General features: G+C 71.1%; 11 protein-coding genes and 1 pseudogene. 6 read left to right on the top strand and 6 right to left on the bottom strand.

From position 1 onward, the window contains the following. Nucleotides 1–40 precede the first annotated feature (40 nt). The 5 genes from QTQ03_RS25955 (at nucleotide 41) to QTQ03_RS25935 (ending at nucleotide 3829) form a co-directional block, all read left to right on the top strand. Nucleotides 41–1375, top strand: coding sequence for a GNAT family N-acetyltransferase (locus QTQ03_RS25955; protein ID WP_289280340.1), 1335 nt, complete (start codon nucleotides 41–43; stop codon nucleotides 1373–1375). A gap of 58 nt (nucleotides 1376–1433) precedes the next feature. Next, nucleotides 1434–1895 (top strand): GyrI-like domain-containing protein, encoded by a 462-nt coding sequence (locus tag QTQ03_RS25950; RefSeq protein ID WP_289280339.1) that lies wholly within the window; start codon nucleotides 1434–1436, stop codon nucleotides 1893–1895. 16 nt (nucleotides 1896–1911) lie between these two features. Then, a complete protein-coding gene (locus QTQ03_RS25945; RefSeq protein ID WP_289280338.1) occupies nucleotides 1912–2202 on the top strand; it encodes an Hsp20/alpha crystallin family protein in 291 nt (96 codons plus the stop codon). A gap of 254 nt (nucleotides 2203–2456) precedes the next feature. Next, complete coding sequence (locus tag QTQ03_RS25940) at nucleotides 2457–3308, top strand: PhzF family phenazine biosynthesis protein (protein ID WP_289280337.1); 852 nt, start codon at nucleotides 2457–2459, stop codon at nucleotides 3306–3308. A 269-nt stretch (nucleotides 3309–3577) separates the two neighbouring features. Further along, nucleotides 3578–3829 carry a hypothetical protein gene (locus QTQ03_RS25935; protein WP_289280336.1) on the top strand — a complete coding sequence of 84 codons (252 nt, stop codon included), beginning with the start codon at nucleotides 3578–3580 and terminating at the stop codon, nucleotides 3827–3829. On the opposite strand, the gene QTQ03_RS25930 is transcribed toward QTQ03_RS25935, so the two are convergent. Next, the gene (locus QTQ03_RS25930) at nucleotides 3775–4185 is read right to left on the bottom strand and encodes a nuclear transport factor 2 family protein (protein ID WP_289280990.1); all 411 of its coding nucleotides are present in this window, start codon (nucleotides 4183–4185) and stop codon (nucleotides 3775–3777) included. The genes QTQ03_RS25935 and QTQ03_RS25930 overlap by 55 nt on opposite strands. Nucleotides 4186–4227: 42 nt before the next feature. Here QTQ03_RS25930 and QTQ03_RS25925 point away from each other — a divergent pair. Further along, nucleotides 4228–4807 (top strand): annotated as a pseudogene (locus QTQ03_RS25925) (transposase); the annotation flags it as partial. On the opposite strand, the gene gatB reads toward QTQ03_RS25925, so the two are convergent. The 5 genes from gatB to ligA all read right to left on the bottom strand — a co-directional run bounded on the left by gatB (nucleotide 4795) and on the right by ligA (nucleotide 13325). Next, a complete protein-coding gene (gene gatB, locus QTQ03_RS25920) occupies nucleotides 4795–6288 on the bottom strand; it encodes an Asp-tRNA(Asn)/Glu-tRNA(Gln) amidotransferase subunit GatB (RefSeq protein WP_289280335.1) in 1494 nt (497 codons plus the stop codon). The pseudogene QTQ03_RS25925 and the gene gatB overlap by 13 nt on opposite strands. A 13-nt stretch (nucleotides 6289–6301) precedes the next feature. Further along, nucleotides 6302–7777: an Asp-tRNA(Asn)/Glu-tRNA(Gln) amidotransferase subunit GatA gene (gene gatA, locus QTQ03_RS25915; protein WP_289280334.1), complete on the bottom strand. Its 1476-nt coding sequence runs from the start codon at nucleotides 7775–7777 to the stop codon at nucleotides 6302–6304. Continuing rightward, nucleotides 7774–8079, bottom strand: coding sequence for an Asp-tRNA(Asn)/Glu-tRNA(Gln) amidotransferase subunit GatC (gene gatC / locus QTQ03_RS25910; protein ID WP_289280333.1), 306 nt, complete (start codon nucleotides 8077–8079; stop codon nucleotides 7774–7776). Before gatC ends, gatA begins: the two co-directional genes overlap by 4 nt. A gap of 219 nt (nucleotides 8080–8298) precedes the next feature. Further along, complete coding sequence (locus tag QTQ03_RS25905; protein ID WP_289280332.1) at nucleotides 8299–11049, bottom strand: GGDEF domain-containing phosphodiesterase; 2751 nt, start codon at nucleotides 11047–11049, stop codon at nucleotides 8299–8301. A gap of 140 nt (nucleotides 11050–11189) precedes the next feature. Further along, complete coding sequence (gene ligA / locus QTQ03_RS25900; RefSeq protein WP_289280989.1) at nucleotides 11190–13325, bottom strand: NAD-dependent DNA ligase LigA; 2136 nt, start codon at nucleotides 13323–13325, stop codon at nucleotides 11190–11192. Nucleotides 13326–13329: the final 4 nt, after the last annotated feature.

Genomic DNA, 13329 nt, shown 5'->3' with positions numbered 1-13329 from the left:
CACGTCCCGGGAGCGGACAGCCGGCGGTAGAACGTAAGGCATGAGGAGCCAGAGCGACCGTTACAAGATCCGACGCGGCCGCGAATCGGACGTCGATCAGATCGCACGCCTGCAGGCGGCCGTTCAACTGCAGGCGGCAACGGGCGGAGAACCGCACGCGGGAATCTCCGCCTGGGCCCAGGATCTGTTGACCGGGCATCCTTCAGTCGTACCCGACGACTTCCTGGTCGTGGAGGAAACCGCCACCGGCCGTCTGGCGGCGAGTCTGGTGGGCCTTCGTCAGGAGTGGAGTCTGGCCGGGATCTGGCTGCCGGTGGTTCAGGTCGAGTTGGTGGGCACGGCACCGGAGCATCGCGGCAACCGGCTCACCGAACGGCTCCTCGCCGCGCTGCACGACCGGTGCGCGACCGATCGCGTGCCACTTCAGATCATCGAGGGGATCCCTCACTTCTACCGCCGGTTCGGCTACGACTACGCCTTGGCGAACGGTGGCGCGCCGACCATGCCCGCCAATGCCCTGCCTGACCTGGAGGCGTCAAGACCGGACGTCTACCGCGGCCTCCTGACCGTCCGTCCGGCCACCGCAGCCGACGCGGACGGCCTCGCCAACGTCGACCGACGGCAGGCGGACGGGGATGCTCTGGTGTGCCCGCGGAACCCCGTCGTCTGGCGGTACGAGATCATGGGCCGCCGCGCCGCGGATATCGCCCGGCGCGAGATCGCCGTTCTGCTACGCGGCGAGGACGTCCAGGGATTCCTGGTGCACGGCAGTGGACTCTCCGCCGCCGGGGAGCTGACCGTGTTCGCCGCAACCTGCGAGCCCGGCGCGCACTGGCCGGAGGCCGCCGCCGCGATGTACGCCCATCTCGGCCGGGTCGGTCGGCGCCACGCCACGACGACGCAGCGCCCGTTCCACGCGGTACGTCCCCTACTCGACGCGGACCATCCCCTGGCCCGGATCGGGCCGCGGGGAATACCAGCACGCCCCGGAGCCTGGTACGCCCGAACCGGCGACCCGATCGAGTTGCTCGCCCGACTCGCCCCGCTGCTACGCAACCGCTGGCAGGCGGCCGACCTACGCTGGCCCGAACCCACACTCGTGATAGACACCTACACCGCCAGCGCTCACCTCCACTTCGCCGACGGTGAACTCACGACGGTGACGGCGAAGCGGAGCGCCGTAGGTGCAAGTGTCGACGGGAACCCCCACGCCGCCATCCCACCCGGCGCCCTGCTGCACCTCACCATCGGTCACCGCACCCTGCCCGAAGTACTCGACACCTGGCCGGACGCCGCCGTTCGCGACGGCCTCACCGAGCAGTTCCTGACGGCCGCGTTCCCCCGCGTACCGCCGCGGATCTGGCCCCGCAACTGACCGGGGCAGCGGGAGCATCCGGCAAGGTGGAGGAATGAACGAGGGATGGAGAAACATCGTGCACATCATTCATCGCGAGCCGGTCGTGATCGTCGGCCTTCCGGTCATCGGCGCCTTCCAGGACCTGAGTCACCTGGTCCCCGCCGCGTGGCGGGAACTCTTCGCGCGCCAGGCGCAACTGCCGCCGACCGGCGGCACATTCGCCGAGGCGAGTTACTACCTCGGCGACGGCCGCTACCACGAGGTCGTCGGCGTCACCGTCCCCGCCGACACGCCGGTCAGCGGGCACTGGACCGTCGCCCACCTGCCAGCCGGCGCGTGGGCGCACTGCCGGCACGCGGGACCGGTCCAGCAGATCGCGGACACCTTCAGCGCCATCGAGCGGTGGCTGCACGAGCGGCAGCACACCGTCGACGGCATGAAGCTGGACGTCGGGTACCGGGCAGACGGCCAACCGGAGATCCACGACCTCTACGTACGGGGCTCTCTCGCTAACGGTGTCTCCGGCGATCCTCGTTAGTAGGTTTCAGCGGCCGGTGCTGACCGTGCGTGCCGAACGCCGCCCGATCGACCTGGCCGAGCAGGCCACCACGCAGCTCAACAAGCGCCCGATCGGGGTCTTCTCCCGGCAGATGAGCCTCGGCGATGCCCTGGACACCGAGCACATCGACGCCGCCTACAACAACGGTGTGCTGGTCGAAGGAAGATCGGATGTGGCGGGTGGTGATCGGCGTGAACCACGATCTCGTAGCACGGGCGGGCACCGCCTTGTCCCCGGAATGCGGCAATGGTGGGCCTATCGGGCTGCCAGCCGACGTAGCTGTTGAGCTGGCAGGCCACGTGTCCAGTATTGGATCTTCTTCGAGTCAGCATCGTGTCTAGGCTCGGCGTGACAGGCCATGATCGCCCATGCCCCCGATCCGCGTGCTGCGCCGCCACTGCCCTGGGACGCCGAACGACGGACCTACTGCCGGCTGCTCAGCAAAGTGTTGGTGCGACGCCGGTGGGTGTCGGGCGAGACGGTGTTCACCCAGCCAACGACGCCGAGCAGGCGCAGCGACACGATCAGGAGACCGGTTCAATGAGACGACGATTCTTCCAGATCGACGTGTTCGGCGCCGAGCCCTACCTCGGCAACCCGGTCGCGGTCGTGAGCGGCGCAGATGGGCTCACCACCGCACAGATGCAAGCGCTCACCCGGTGGACGAACCTGTCCGAGTGCACGTTCCTACTCCCGCCGACAACTCCGGACGCAGACTACCGAGTGCGGATCTTCACTCTGGCACGCGAGATCCCGTTCGCCGGTCACCCCACGCTCGGTTCCTGCCAAGCCTGGCTCGCGGCCGGCGGGATTCCACGACAGGCCGGCATCGTCGTGCAGGAGAGCGGGGTGGGGCTCGTGCCGGTCCGGATTAGCCGGGAGGGGCTTGCCTTCGCGGCCCCGCCGCTGATCCGCAGCGGACCTGTCGACGGCGCCCACCGGGCACGGGTGACGGCGATCCTCGGGCTGACTGCCGACCAGGTCGTCGACATCGCCTGGATCGACAACGGGCCCGGCTGGGTCGGAGTTCTGGTCCCCGACGCTGCCACCGTGCTCGCACTGCAGCCCGACCGCAGCCCCTACACCGGGCCGGGCTCGGCCGACATCGGCGTCGTCGGTCCGTACCTCGAAGGCCACGATCCGGCCTTCGAGCTCCGAGCGTTCTACAGCGACGCTCACGGTGAGATACGCGAGGATCCCGTCACCGGCAGCCTGAACGCGTCGGTCGCGCAGTGGCTGATCTCGTCCGGCCGCGCCACCGCGCCGTATCGCGCCAGCCAGGGCGCTACGTTGGGCCGTCGGGGCCGCGTCCACATCGACCAAGACACCGAAGGCACGATCTGGGTCGGTGGCACCGCCACCGTATGCATCGACGGCTGGACCGTGATCTAGCCGTCAGGGGTCGGTGGTGGATATGCGTCGTGCCGGTCCGGAACCGGTTGCTGGGGATGGCCGATGGGCTGCGGCGCGAGTTGGCGCCGCTGCTGGCCGAAGAGGGTATCGACCCTGACTAAGGAAACGCGCGTGAGGTTGGCGGAACGTGCCAACCCACAAGACGTGCCAACCGTGTGCGGCTGTCGGGGTGTCACCCGGTCGCGGCTTGGACACCCACACCGACGGCGTGCCTGGCCCGGCCGGCACCGGCCGGGCAGGATGGTGGCGTGGCACCGATACGCCGACGCGCTCCCGAGCCGCCGCCTGGCCCGCCAAGGATCGAGTTCAAGCCCGGCATGGCCAACGAGATGCTGCGCGAGTTGGCGCCCTTGCTCGCCGAGGAGGGCATCGACGTCGACAACATTCCAGACATGCAGACGTTGCGGCGCGCCATGAACCGCGCAGTCGAGCGGACCGGAACCCCTCATCTGCCCCAGCCAGACGGCGCGGGTATCGCCTCGCCGAACACTGGGTTGTAGTACTCGCGCAACTCCGCACAGCGCCCGTCCTCAGCGAACAACAGCACAAGGCAGCCCGGTAACGTCGCCCAGTCGCTGGGCGCATCGGGTCGCCACTCGGGGTCACGCATCACCGCCCACCACTCCACGGCCACTCGAGGACCGTCCACTACCGGGGTACCGAACCGCAGGTTCAACTCCTGCTGGCTCGCCGTGGCGCGGCGCCAGTATGCCGCGATGGCGTCGCTGCCCACATGGGCAATCCCCGTCGGGGACGACCGATACACCGCATCCTCGAGAAACAGCTCTGTCACGCCGATGTCGTCCTTGTCCTGCCACGCCTTGCCGTACCGGGCGATCCACTCTTCACGATTCATGACTCCCCATACAACATCCTCAAGCCGACTTGAGGTCAAGGGCTGCCCGAGGATCAGCGGTACCGGCCGAAGTGGATGATGGCCCTGAAAACGCTTGACGAGCTGGCCGCATGGGGGCTGCGTCCCCCGCTGCTGACCGCCGACGCCGGCTACGGGCAGGTCGCCGAGTTCCGCCAAGGCCTGACCGAACGCGGCATCCCCTACCTCGTGGCGACCACCTCGTCCACCACCGTCCAACCCGGCGACGCCCAGCCGGTCGAGGTCCCTTACGCCGGCGCCGGCAAGCATCCCACCCCGAAATACCCGCAACCCGCCCGCAGCCTCAAGGACATCGCTCTGGCCCAGGGCCCGCACGCGACACGACGGGTGCGCTGGCGCGACCGGCTCCCCACCGCCGACCGTGCACCAGGCAGGCCAGCCCACCCGTAAACTATCCGGGCACTTCCTCGTCCTACGGGTCCGGCCCGCCGGCCGCACCATCCAGCGTGGACCGAACCGTGGTGACGGCGGGGTCCGCCCCGAATGCTGGCTGCTCGTGCAATGGCCACCCGGCCAGGACGAACCCACCGACTACCGGCTGTCCGACCTACCCGCCGACACACCACTTGCTCAGGCGCCGAGACGTTGCAGGATCAGCTCGCGGACGGCCTTGGCGTCCGCCTGGCCGCGCGTGGTCTTCATGACCGCCCCGACCAGCGCGCCGGCCGCGGCGACCTTGCCGCTGCGGACCTTGTCGGCGATGTCCGGGTTGGCGGCGATCGCCTCGTCCACCGCCGCGGTCAGCGCGCCGGTGTCGGAGACCACCTCCAGGTTACGGCTGGCCATGACCTCGGTCGGCGAGCCCTCACCGGCGACCACGTGCTCCAGCACCGTCCGGGCCAGCTTGTCGGTGAGCTTGCCGGCGTCGACCAGGCTCTGCAGCTCGGCGACCTGAGCCGGGATGGCACCGACATCGGCCAGCTCCACACCGGTCTCGTTGGCCCGCCGGGACAGCTCCCCCAGCCACCATTTGCGGGCGGCGGCCGGGGTGGCGCCGGCTGCGACGGTGGCCTCGATCAGCTCGACCGCGCCCGCGTTCAGGATCGACTGCATGTCCAGGTCGGACAGGCCCCACGCCTGCTGGAGCCGGCGCCGGTGCAGCCGGGGCAGCTCGGGCAGCGCGGTCCGCAGCTCGGCGACCCAAGCCGGGTCCGGCGCCAACGGGACGAGGTCCGGCTCGGGGAAGTACCGGTAGTCGGTCGCGGTCTCCTTGGACCGACCCGGGGTGGTGTCTCCGGTGTCCTCGTGGAAGTGCCGGGTCTCCTGGGTGATCCCGCCGCCCGCGGCGAGCACCGACGCCTGCCGGATCATCTCCGATCGCACCGCCCGCTCCACCGACCGCAGCGAGTTGACGTTCTTCGTCTCGGTGCGGGTGCCCCACTGCTCGCCGGGCAGGTTGAGCGACGTGTTGACGTCGCAGCGCAGCGAGCCCTCCTCCATCCGCACGTCGGAGACACCGAGCGAGCGGAGCACGTCGCGCAGCTCGGTGACGTACGCCCGCGCCACCTCCGGCGCCAGCGCGCCGGTGCCGGCAACCGGCTTGGTGACGATCTCGACCAGGGGGATTCCGGCCCGGTTGTAGTCCACCAGCGACTCGGTCGCGCCATGGATCCGCCCGGTAGCACCGCCGACGTGCAGCGTCTTGCCGGTGTCCTCCTCCAGGTGCACCCGTTCGACGCCGATCCGCACGGTCTCCCCGTTCACCTCGACATCCAGGTAGCCGTCGACGCAGAGCGGCTCGTCGTACTGACTGATCTGGAAGTTCTTCGGCATGTCGGGGTAGAAGTAGTTCTTCCGGGCAAACCGGCACCACTCGGCGATGGAGCAGTTCAACGCGAGGCCGATCCGGATCGTCGCCTCGATCGCCGCCTTGTTGGCCACCGGCAGCGAGCCGGGCAGGCCCAGGCAGACCGGGCAGACCCGGGTGTTCGGCGCGCCACCGAAGTCGGTCGGGCAGCCACAGAACATCTTCGTGTTCGTGCCCAGCTCGACGTGGGTCTCCAGGCCGATCACCGGTTCGTAGCGCGCGACGACCTCGTCGTACGCGGGCAGTGTCGTCGTCATCGGTGCTCCTGCCTCACAGTGCCGGTGGGGTGAACGTGCCGACGGCGCTCTCCAGCGCGGCGGCGACCCGGTACATCCGGTCGTCGGCCATCGTCGGCGTCATGACCTGCAGACCGACCGGAAGCCCGTCGGAGAGGCCACACGGTACCGAGATGGCCGGCCCCCCGTACAGGTTGGACGGGATGGTGAACAGATCGGCCAGGTACATCTGGTACGGGTCGGAGGTGCGCGCGCCGACCGGGAACGCCACGAACGGCGTGGTCGGCGAGATCAGTGCGTCGACCTGCCCGAAGGCTGCGGTGAAGTCCCGGGTGATCAGAGTGCGAACCTTCTGCGCCTGACCGTAGTACGCGTCGTAGTAGCCCGACGAGAGGGCGTACGTGCCGATCATGATCCGGCGCTTGACCTCCGGGCCGAACCCGGCCTCCCGGGTCAGCGACATGACCTCCTCCAGCGACCGGTTCCCGTCGTCGCCGACCCGGAGACCGAATCGAACGCCGTCGAAGCGGGCCAGGTTGGAGGAGCACTCGCTCGGAGCGATCAGGTAGTACGCCGGCAGCGCGTACCCGAAGTGCGGGCAGGAGATCTCGACGATCTCGGCGCCCAGCTTGGTGAGGGTGTCGACCGCCTCACGGAACGCGGCCAGCACCCCCGGCTCGGCGCCCTCGCCAGCGAATTCCCTCACCACGCCCAGCCGGACCCCGGTCAGGTCACCGGTGGCGCCGAGTCGGGCGGCGGCCACCACATCCGGCACCGGGGCCGGAACGGAGGTGGAGTCGCGCGGGTCGTGACCGCCGATCGCCTCGTGCAGCAGGGCGGCGTCCAGCACGGTGCGGGCACACGGACCGGGCGTGTCCAGCGACGACGAGAACGCGACCAGGCCATAGCGGGAGGTGCCGCCGTACGTCGGCTTCACACCGACGGTGCCGGTGACGGCACCCGGCTGGCGGATCGAACCACCGGTGTCCGACCCGATCGCCAACGGCGCCTCGTACGCGACCAGGGCCGCGGCGCTGCCGCCGCCGGAACCACCGGGGATCCGACTCAGGTCCCACGGGTTGTGCGTCGGGCCGTACGCCGAGTACTCGGTGGACGAGCCCATCGCGAACTCGTCCATGTTGGTCTTGCCGAGCAGCACCGTGCCCGCCTCGCGCAGCCGCCGCACGATCGTCGAATCGTACGGCGGGCGCCACCCCTCCAGGATCTTCGACCCGACGGTGGTCGGCACACCCTTCGTGGTGAGTACGTCCTTGACCGCGACCGGCACGCCCGCGAGCGGGCCCAACGGCTCGCCGGCCGCGCGGCGGGCGTCCACCGCGCGTGCCGCGTCCAGCGCACCCTCGGTGTCGACGTGCAGGAACGCGTTCACCCGGTCGTCGACCGAGGCGATCCGGCCCAGATGCGCCTCGGTGACCTCGACGGCGGTCGTCGCGCCCGATGCCACCAGCCCGGCCACCTCGACTGCTGTCAGTTTCGTCAGGTCGGTCACGATGCCACATCCTCGTCCAGGATCCGCGGGACGCGGAACCGCTGCTCCTCGGCGTCGGGCGCGCCCGACAGCGCATCCTCGGGGGTCAGGCACGGCGTCACCACGTCCTCCCGCAGCACGTTGGTCAGCGGCACTGAGTGGGAGGTCGGTGGGATGTCCGCCGCGGCGACCTCGCCGACCTGGGCGACCGCCTGGAGAATCACGTCGAGCTGGCCGGCGAAGGTGCCCAGCTCCTCCTCCGTCACGGCGAGCCGCGACAGTCGCGCCAGGTGCGCGACCTCCTCGCGGGAGATGGCGGCCATCGGGTGCCCCCTTCGTGGCTGTCCTACTGCATCTGGGTACGCCGACCGCGCGGCCGGTGGTGCGTGACGCGCGGTGACCGGAGCGAGTCTATTGTTCCGCCCCGGTGGCGCGTCCCCGGACTCCCCCTTCTGCCCGCGCCGTCCTCCCACCCCCGCCGGGTCGACCTGACCGGGGTTGCTCACCACCGCCGCCGGTTCGCCCGGATCGGGCAGGTGGGGTCAGCGGGCGGGCCGGCGCCGGGCCGTCCGGTCCGGCGCGGTGGCCGGGCGGACCGGACGGTAGCGGGCCAGCCAGGCGACCAGTTCCTCGGCCGGCATCGGCCGGGCGTAGAACCAACCCTGGGCGACGTCGCACCCCGCCGCGTGCAGCATCCGCCAGGTCCGCTCGTCCTCGACCCCCTCGGCGACCACCCGCAGCCCGAGCGCCCCGGCCAGCTCGATCATCGACGTGACGATCGCCGCGTCGTCGGCGTCCTCGGCCATGCCCAGCACGAACGAGCGGTCCACCTTCACCTCGGACAGCGGCAGCCGGCGTAGGTGCTGCAACGACGAGTACCCGGTGCCGAAGTCGTCCAGTGCGATACCCACGCCGAGCCGGTGAAGCCGGGAGATCGTCGTCAGCACCCGGCGCGGGTCGGCCATCAGCGCCCCCTCGGTGATCTCCAGTTGGAGCCGCTGCGGCGGTACGTCGCGCCGGGTGAGCTGCTCGGTGATCCGGTCCGCGATCTCGCCGGTGTGCAGATCCCGCACACTGACGTTGAGCGAAGCGCGCAGGCGGGTGCCGGCGGCCGACCACTGCGCCAACTGCTCCATGACGTCGTCGACGACCCGTAGGGTGAGCAGCCGCATCACGGCGCTCTGTTCGGCGACCCGGATCAGCTCCTCCGGGTCGACCATCCCGCGGCGCGGGTGCCGCCAGCGCAGCAGCGCCTCGACGCCGACCACCTCGCCGGTCGCCATCGCGATCTGGGGTTGGTAGTACATGGTGATCTCACCCGCGTCGGCGGCCGACTCACCCTGCCGGTCCGCGACGGCCTGGCGGTGGTGGGCCGCCCGCCGGCTGCCCGGGTGGGGCGTGTCCCCACCGCGCCACCCGTTCCAGCCGGAACGCCGGCCCACGGCCAGGCCGTCCCGGCCCACCAGCGCGGGGCCGCCGCCGGCGCGACCATCCGCGCGGATCGCGCGGTCGGCGGCCCCGGTCCGGTTCGCGGCCCGGCGGCGGATCGGGTCGGCGGCAGTGACGATCTGCCGGATCAGGTCATCGGTCTGGATCACATCGGCGCGCTGCCGTCGGCCGCGCAACCACCAGCGGCCGGTCCGGGAGCCGCCCCGGACCGGGAGCACGGCGCCGTCACCGCCCTGGACCGGAGCCGGGACCGCCGCCGGCGGCGCCCCGTCCGGGGTTGGGGCGGGACTCCGGTTCCGTCCGTGCGGTGCGGCTCCCATCCGGCCGGCGGTCGCCGACTCCACGGTCTGCGCACCCTGCTGCCCGGAAGCATCGGCTACCGCCGACCCGTCCGGGTCGGGGCGAGGGCCGGTGGTGGCCGGGTCCGCCCCACCCAGCCCGCCGACCGCCACGCCGGTCGGAGGCCCGCCCGAGTCGGTGGTCTCCGCGATCGGGAATGTGGTCGCCGGGTCGGTCCCGGAGACCGCGTCCGCGGTCGACGGGCCGGACCCCAGAACCCGACGCAGGTCGGCCAGGAGCCCCAGCCGCTCGGCGGAGTTGTGGTCGGACTCGGCCGCATACACGGCGACCGTGTCGTTGCGGTGCTTGGCGTCGTACATCGCCACGTCGGCATGGCGCATGAGGGTGGTGGAGTCCTCGCCATGGTCGGGGAAGAGGGCGATTCCGATCGAAGCGCCGACGTCCAGCGGCAGCCCGTCCAGCGGCACCGGCTCGGCCAGGGTGGCCACCACCCGATCGGCCAGCTCCCGCGCCTCGCTGACGTCGGTCAGCCCGGTCATGACGATGGCGAACTCGTCCCCGCCGAGCCGGGCCACCAGGTCCCGCCCGACCACCTCGGTCAGGCGGGCGCTCACCTCGACCAGTAGCCGGTCCCCCACCGCGTGCCCGAGGGCGTCGTTGACGTGCTTGAACCGGTCCAGGTCGATCAGCAGCAGTGCCAACCGGGCGGGCGGCTCGCCGCGCGCCGCCCGCTCCGCGTGCTGATGCAACTGCTCGCCCACCTCAGCGAGCAACGCCTCGCGGTTGGGCAGACCGGTGAGCGGGTCGAGGGAGGACAGCTGCTGCTGCTCCATGCTGAGGCGGGCCATCCGGTAGACCGCGAACAGTGGTACCAGCACCAGTGGAATCAGCGCCGCGCTGGCCCGCGCGGCGGTGACCAGCACCGGGGCGAGCAGCAGCAGCGAGCCGGTGGACAGCAGCTCGAACCCCAGGCCCTGCCGCAGGCCGCGGAGCCAGCGCTCGCCGAAGCGAAGCCGGACGGCCACGCTGACCAGCCCGTAGTTGACCGCGAACCAGGCGAGCATCGCGCCACCGACCGCCGCCACGTCGGTCCACCGCAGCGGGCCGCCGTCGAAGAGGTCACCCGGGCCGATACGGACGACGACGTACGCGGCGGCGAGCGCACACGCGTACTGTCCCACGTTGAACACGGTCCGCCAGCCGGCGTGGCCCATCCGGGCGCCGGACACCACGACTGCCACTGCCTGCACCACGACCGCGGCGCCCAGCCCCCAGCCGAGCAGGATGGCGAAGGTGAAGCAGGTCGACGGGAACACCGCCGAGGACTGGCGCCGCCCCGGCGGGACGAACGGGCGGGCGTCGCAGGCGACGGCCAGCACGGCCATCGTCCAGAACGCGGCAGGCAGCCGGGACACCTGGTCGGCGAGCGCCAGCAGGGGACCGGCCGAGACCGTGGCGGCCACGGCGAGGACCGTGGCCACGAAGACGGAGAACGGCGCAGTCCGTCCTGGTGGGACGGAGTTGCGCGGGTCGGCTGTCTCCATCACACCTCCGGCGATCACGAACGGCGTACCCGTCCGCACGCCGTGCCCCAGTGAAACGCCCAGGTGGCTGGTTCCCCCGGATGACAGTCACTAATCGGTCGTAGTCGTAACTAAGTTGGTATCCGGGCGCAAGATCCTAGTCAGTCCTCGACGCGGGCGATCTCGCGGGCAGCGTCCGGGCCGGAGTCGAGCAGGACCCGAAAGCCGTCCTCGTCCAGCACGGGCACCTTGAGGCTGGCCGCCTTGTCGGCCTTGGAACCGGGATTCTCGCCGACCACCACGAAGCCGGTCTTCTTGGAGACCGAGCCGCTGACCCTGCCGCCGCGGGACTGGATCGCCTCGGCCGCCTGGTCCCGGGAGTAGCCGGAGAGCGTCCCGGTCACCACGACCGTCACCCCCTCCAGCGGGCGCGGCCCCTCGTCGTCCGCTTCCTCCGCCATCCGGACGCCGGCCCCGGCCCACTTCCGCACCACTTCGCGGTGCCAGTCGACGGCGAACCACTCGCGGATGCTCGCGGCGATGGTCGGGCCGACACCATCCACCGAGGACAGCTCCTCCTCACCGGCCCGGTCGACCGCCTCGATCGACCGGAAGTGCCGGGCGAGGGCCTGCGCGGCTGTCGGGCCGACGTGCCGGATGGAGAGCGCCACCAGCACCCGCCACAGGTCGCGTTCCTTGGCCACGGCCAGGTTGTCCAGCAGCTTCACGGCGTTGCTGCCGAGGCTGCCGTCCTTGTTGACGAAGAACGGCGAGTGCGACAGTTGCTCGGCGTCGAGGGCGAACAGGTCCCCCTCGTCGGTGATGATCTGCGCGTCGAGCAGCGCGGCGGCACCCTTGTAGCCAAGGACCTCGATGTCGAAGGCGCCGCGTCCGGCGAGGTGGAAGACCCGTTCCCGCAGCTGCGCGGGGCAGCTGCGGGCGTTCGGGCAGCGGATGTCGACGTCGCCCTCCTTCGCCGGTGCGAGCGGGGTGCCGCAGGCCGGGCAGGTGGTGGGCATGACGAACGGCCGGGCGTCGGAGGGGCGCAGGTCGATCACCGGACCGAGCACCTCGGGGATGACGTCCCCGGCCTTGCGGATCACCACAGTGTCGCCGATCAACACGCCTTTTCGTTCGACCTCCCGGGCGTTGTGCAGGGTGGCCAGCGCCACCGTCGACCCGGCCACCCGGACCGGCTCCAGGACGGCGAACGGGGTGACCCGGCCGGTCCGCCCGACGTTCACGTCGATGTCGAGCAGCTTGGTGTTGACCTCCTCCGGCGGGTACTTGAAGGCGATCGCCCAGCGCGGCGCCCGGCTGGTCGAGCCGAGCCGACCCTGGATGGAGACCGGGTCGACCTTCACCACCACACCGTCGATCTCGTGCTGCACGTCGTGTCGGTGCTGGGCGTAGTACGCGATGTACTCCGCGACACCCGCCAGGTCCGGAACCACCCGCCACCGGTCGCTGGTCGGCAGGCCCCACGCCGTCAGCGCGGCGTACGCCTCCGACTGCGCAACCGGCTGGAAGCCCCGCCGCGCACCGATGCCGTGCACCACCAGGCGCAGCGGACGGGACGCGGTGACCCGCGGATCCTTCTGGCGAAGGCTGCCGGCGGCGGCGTTGCGCGGGTTGGCGAACGGCGCCTTGCCCTGCTCGACCAGCCCGGCGTTGAGGTCCGCGAACGCGGTGACCGGGAAGTAGACCTCGCCCCGAACCTCGATGGACTCGGGAACGTCGGGGAACTCGGCGGACGGGGTCAGCTCGCCGGGGACGTCACGGATGCTGCGGACGTTGGCTGTCACGTCCTCACCGGTGCGACCGTCGCCCCGGGTCGCCGCCCGCACGAGGTGCCCCTTCTCGTAGGTCAGGTTGATCGCGAGCCCGTCCACCTTCAGCTCGCACAGGTACGGAACCTGACCGCCGGCGTCCCGCTCGACCCGCTCGGCCCACGCCGCCAGCTCCTCGTCGGCGAAGGCGTTGTCCAGCGACATCATCCGCTCGGCGTGCGCCACCGGCGTGAACTCGGTGGAGAAGGTGCCGCCGACCCGTTGGGTCGGCGAATCCGGCGTCCGCAGGGCCGGGTACTCCGCCTCCAACGCCGACAGCTCCCGCAGCTGCCGGTCGAACACCGCGTCCGAGACGATCGGCGCGTCCAGCACGTAGTAGCGGTACTGATGTTCGGTCAGCTCACGGCTGAGCGTCGCGTGCCGTTCCCGCGCCTCCGGGGTCGGCTCGGCGCCGGCCGCCGCCTCCTGCGCCGGACTGATCCGCTGGCCGATGACATCGTCGGACACCGCC

This window comes from Micromonospora sp. WMMA1363, from assembly GCF_030345795.1.
Classification (GTDB): Bacteria; Actinomycetota; Actinomycetes; order Mycobacteriales; family Micromonosporaceae; genus Micromonospora.
Note: the sequence above shows the minus strand (reverse complement) of the source record. Positions and strands in the feature narration are given on the sequence as shown.

What these genes read in the sequence shown, in the direction of transcription:
- QTQ03_RS25955 (WP_289280340.1), top strand. Translation starts at nt 41, where the DNA reads ATGAGGAGCCAGAGCGACCGTTACAAGATCCGACGCGGCCGCGAATCG.
- QTQ03_RS25940 (WP_289280337.1), top strand. Translation starts at nt 2,457, where the DNA reads ATGAGACGACGATTCTTCCAGATCGACGTGTTCGGCGCCGAGCCCTAC.
- QTQ03_RS25930 (WP_289280990.1), bottom strand. Translation starts at nt 4,185, where the DNA reads ATGAATCGTGAAGAGTGGATCGCCCGGTACGGCAAGGCGTGGCAGGAC.
- gatB (WP_289280335.1), bottom strand. Translation starts at nt 6,288, where the DNA reads ATGACGACGACACTGCCCGCGTACGACGAGGTCGTCGCGCGCTACGAA.
- gatC (WP_289280333.1), bottom strand. Translation starts at nt 8,079, where the DNA reads ATGGCCGCCATCTCCCGCGAGGAGGTCGCGCACCTGGCGCGACTGTCG.
- QTQ03_RS25905 (WP_289280332.1), bottom strand. Translation starts at nt 11,049, where the DNA reads ATGGAGACAGCCGACCCGCGCAACTCCGTCCCACCAGGACGGACTGCG.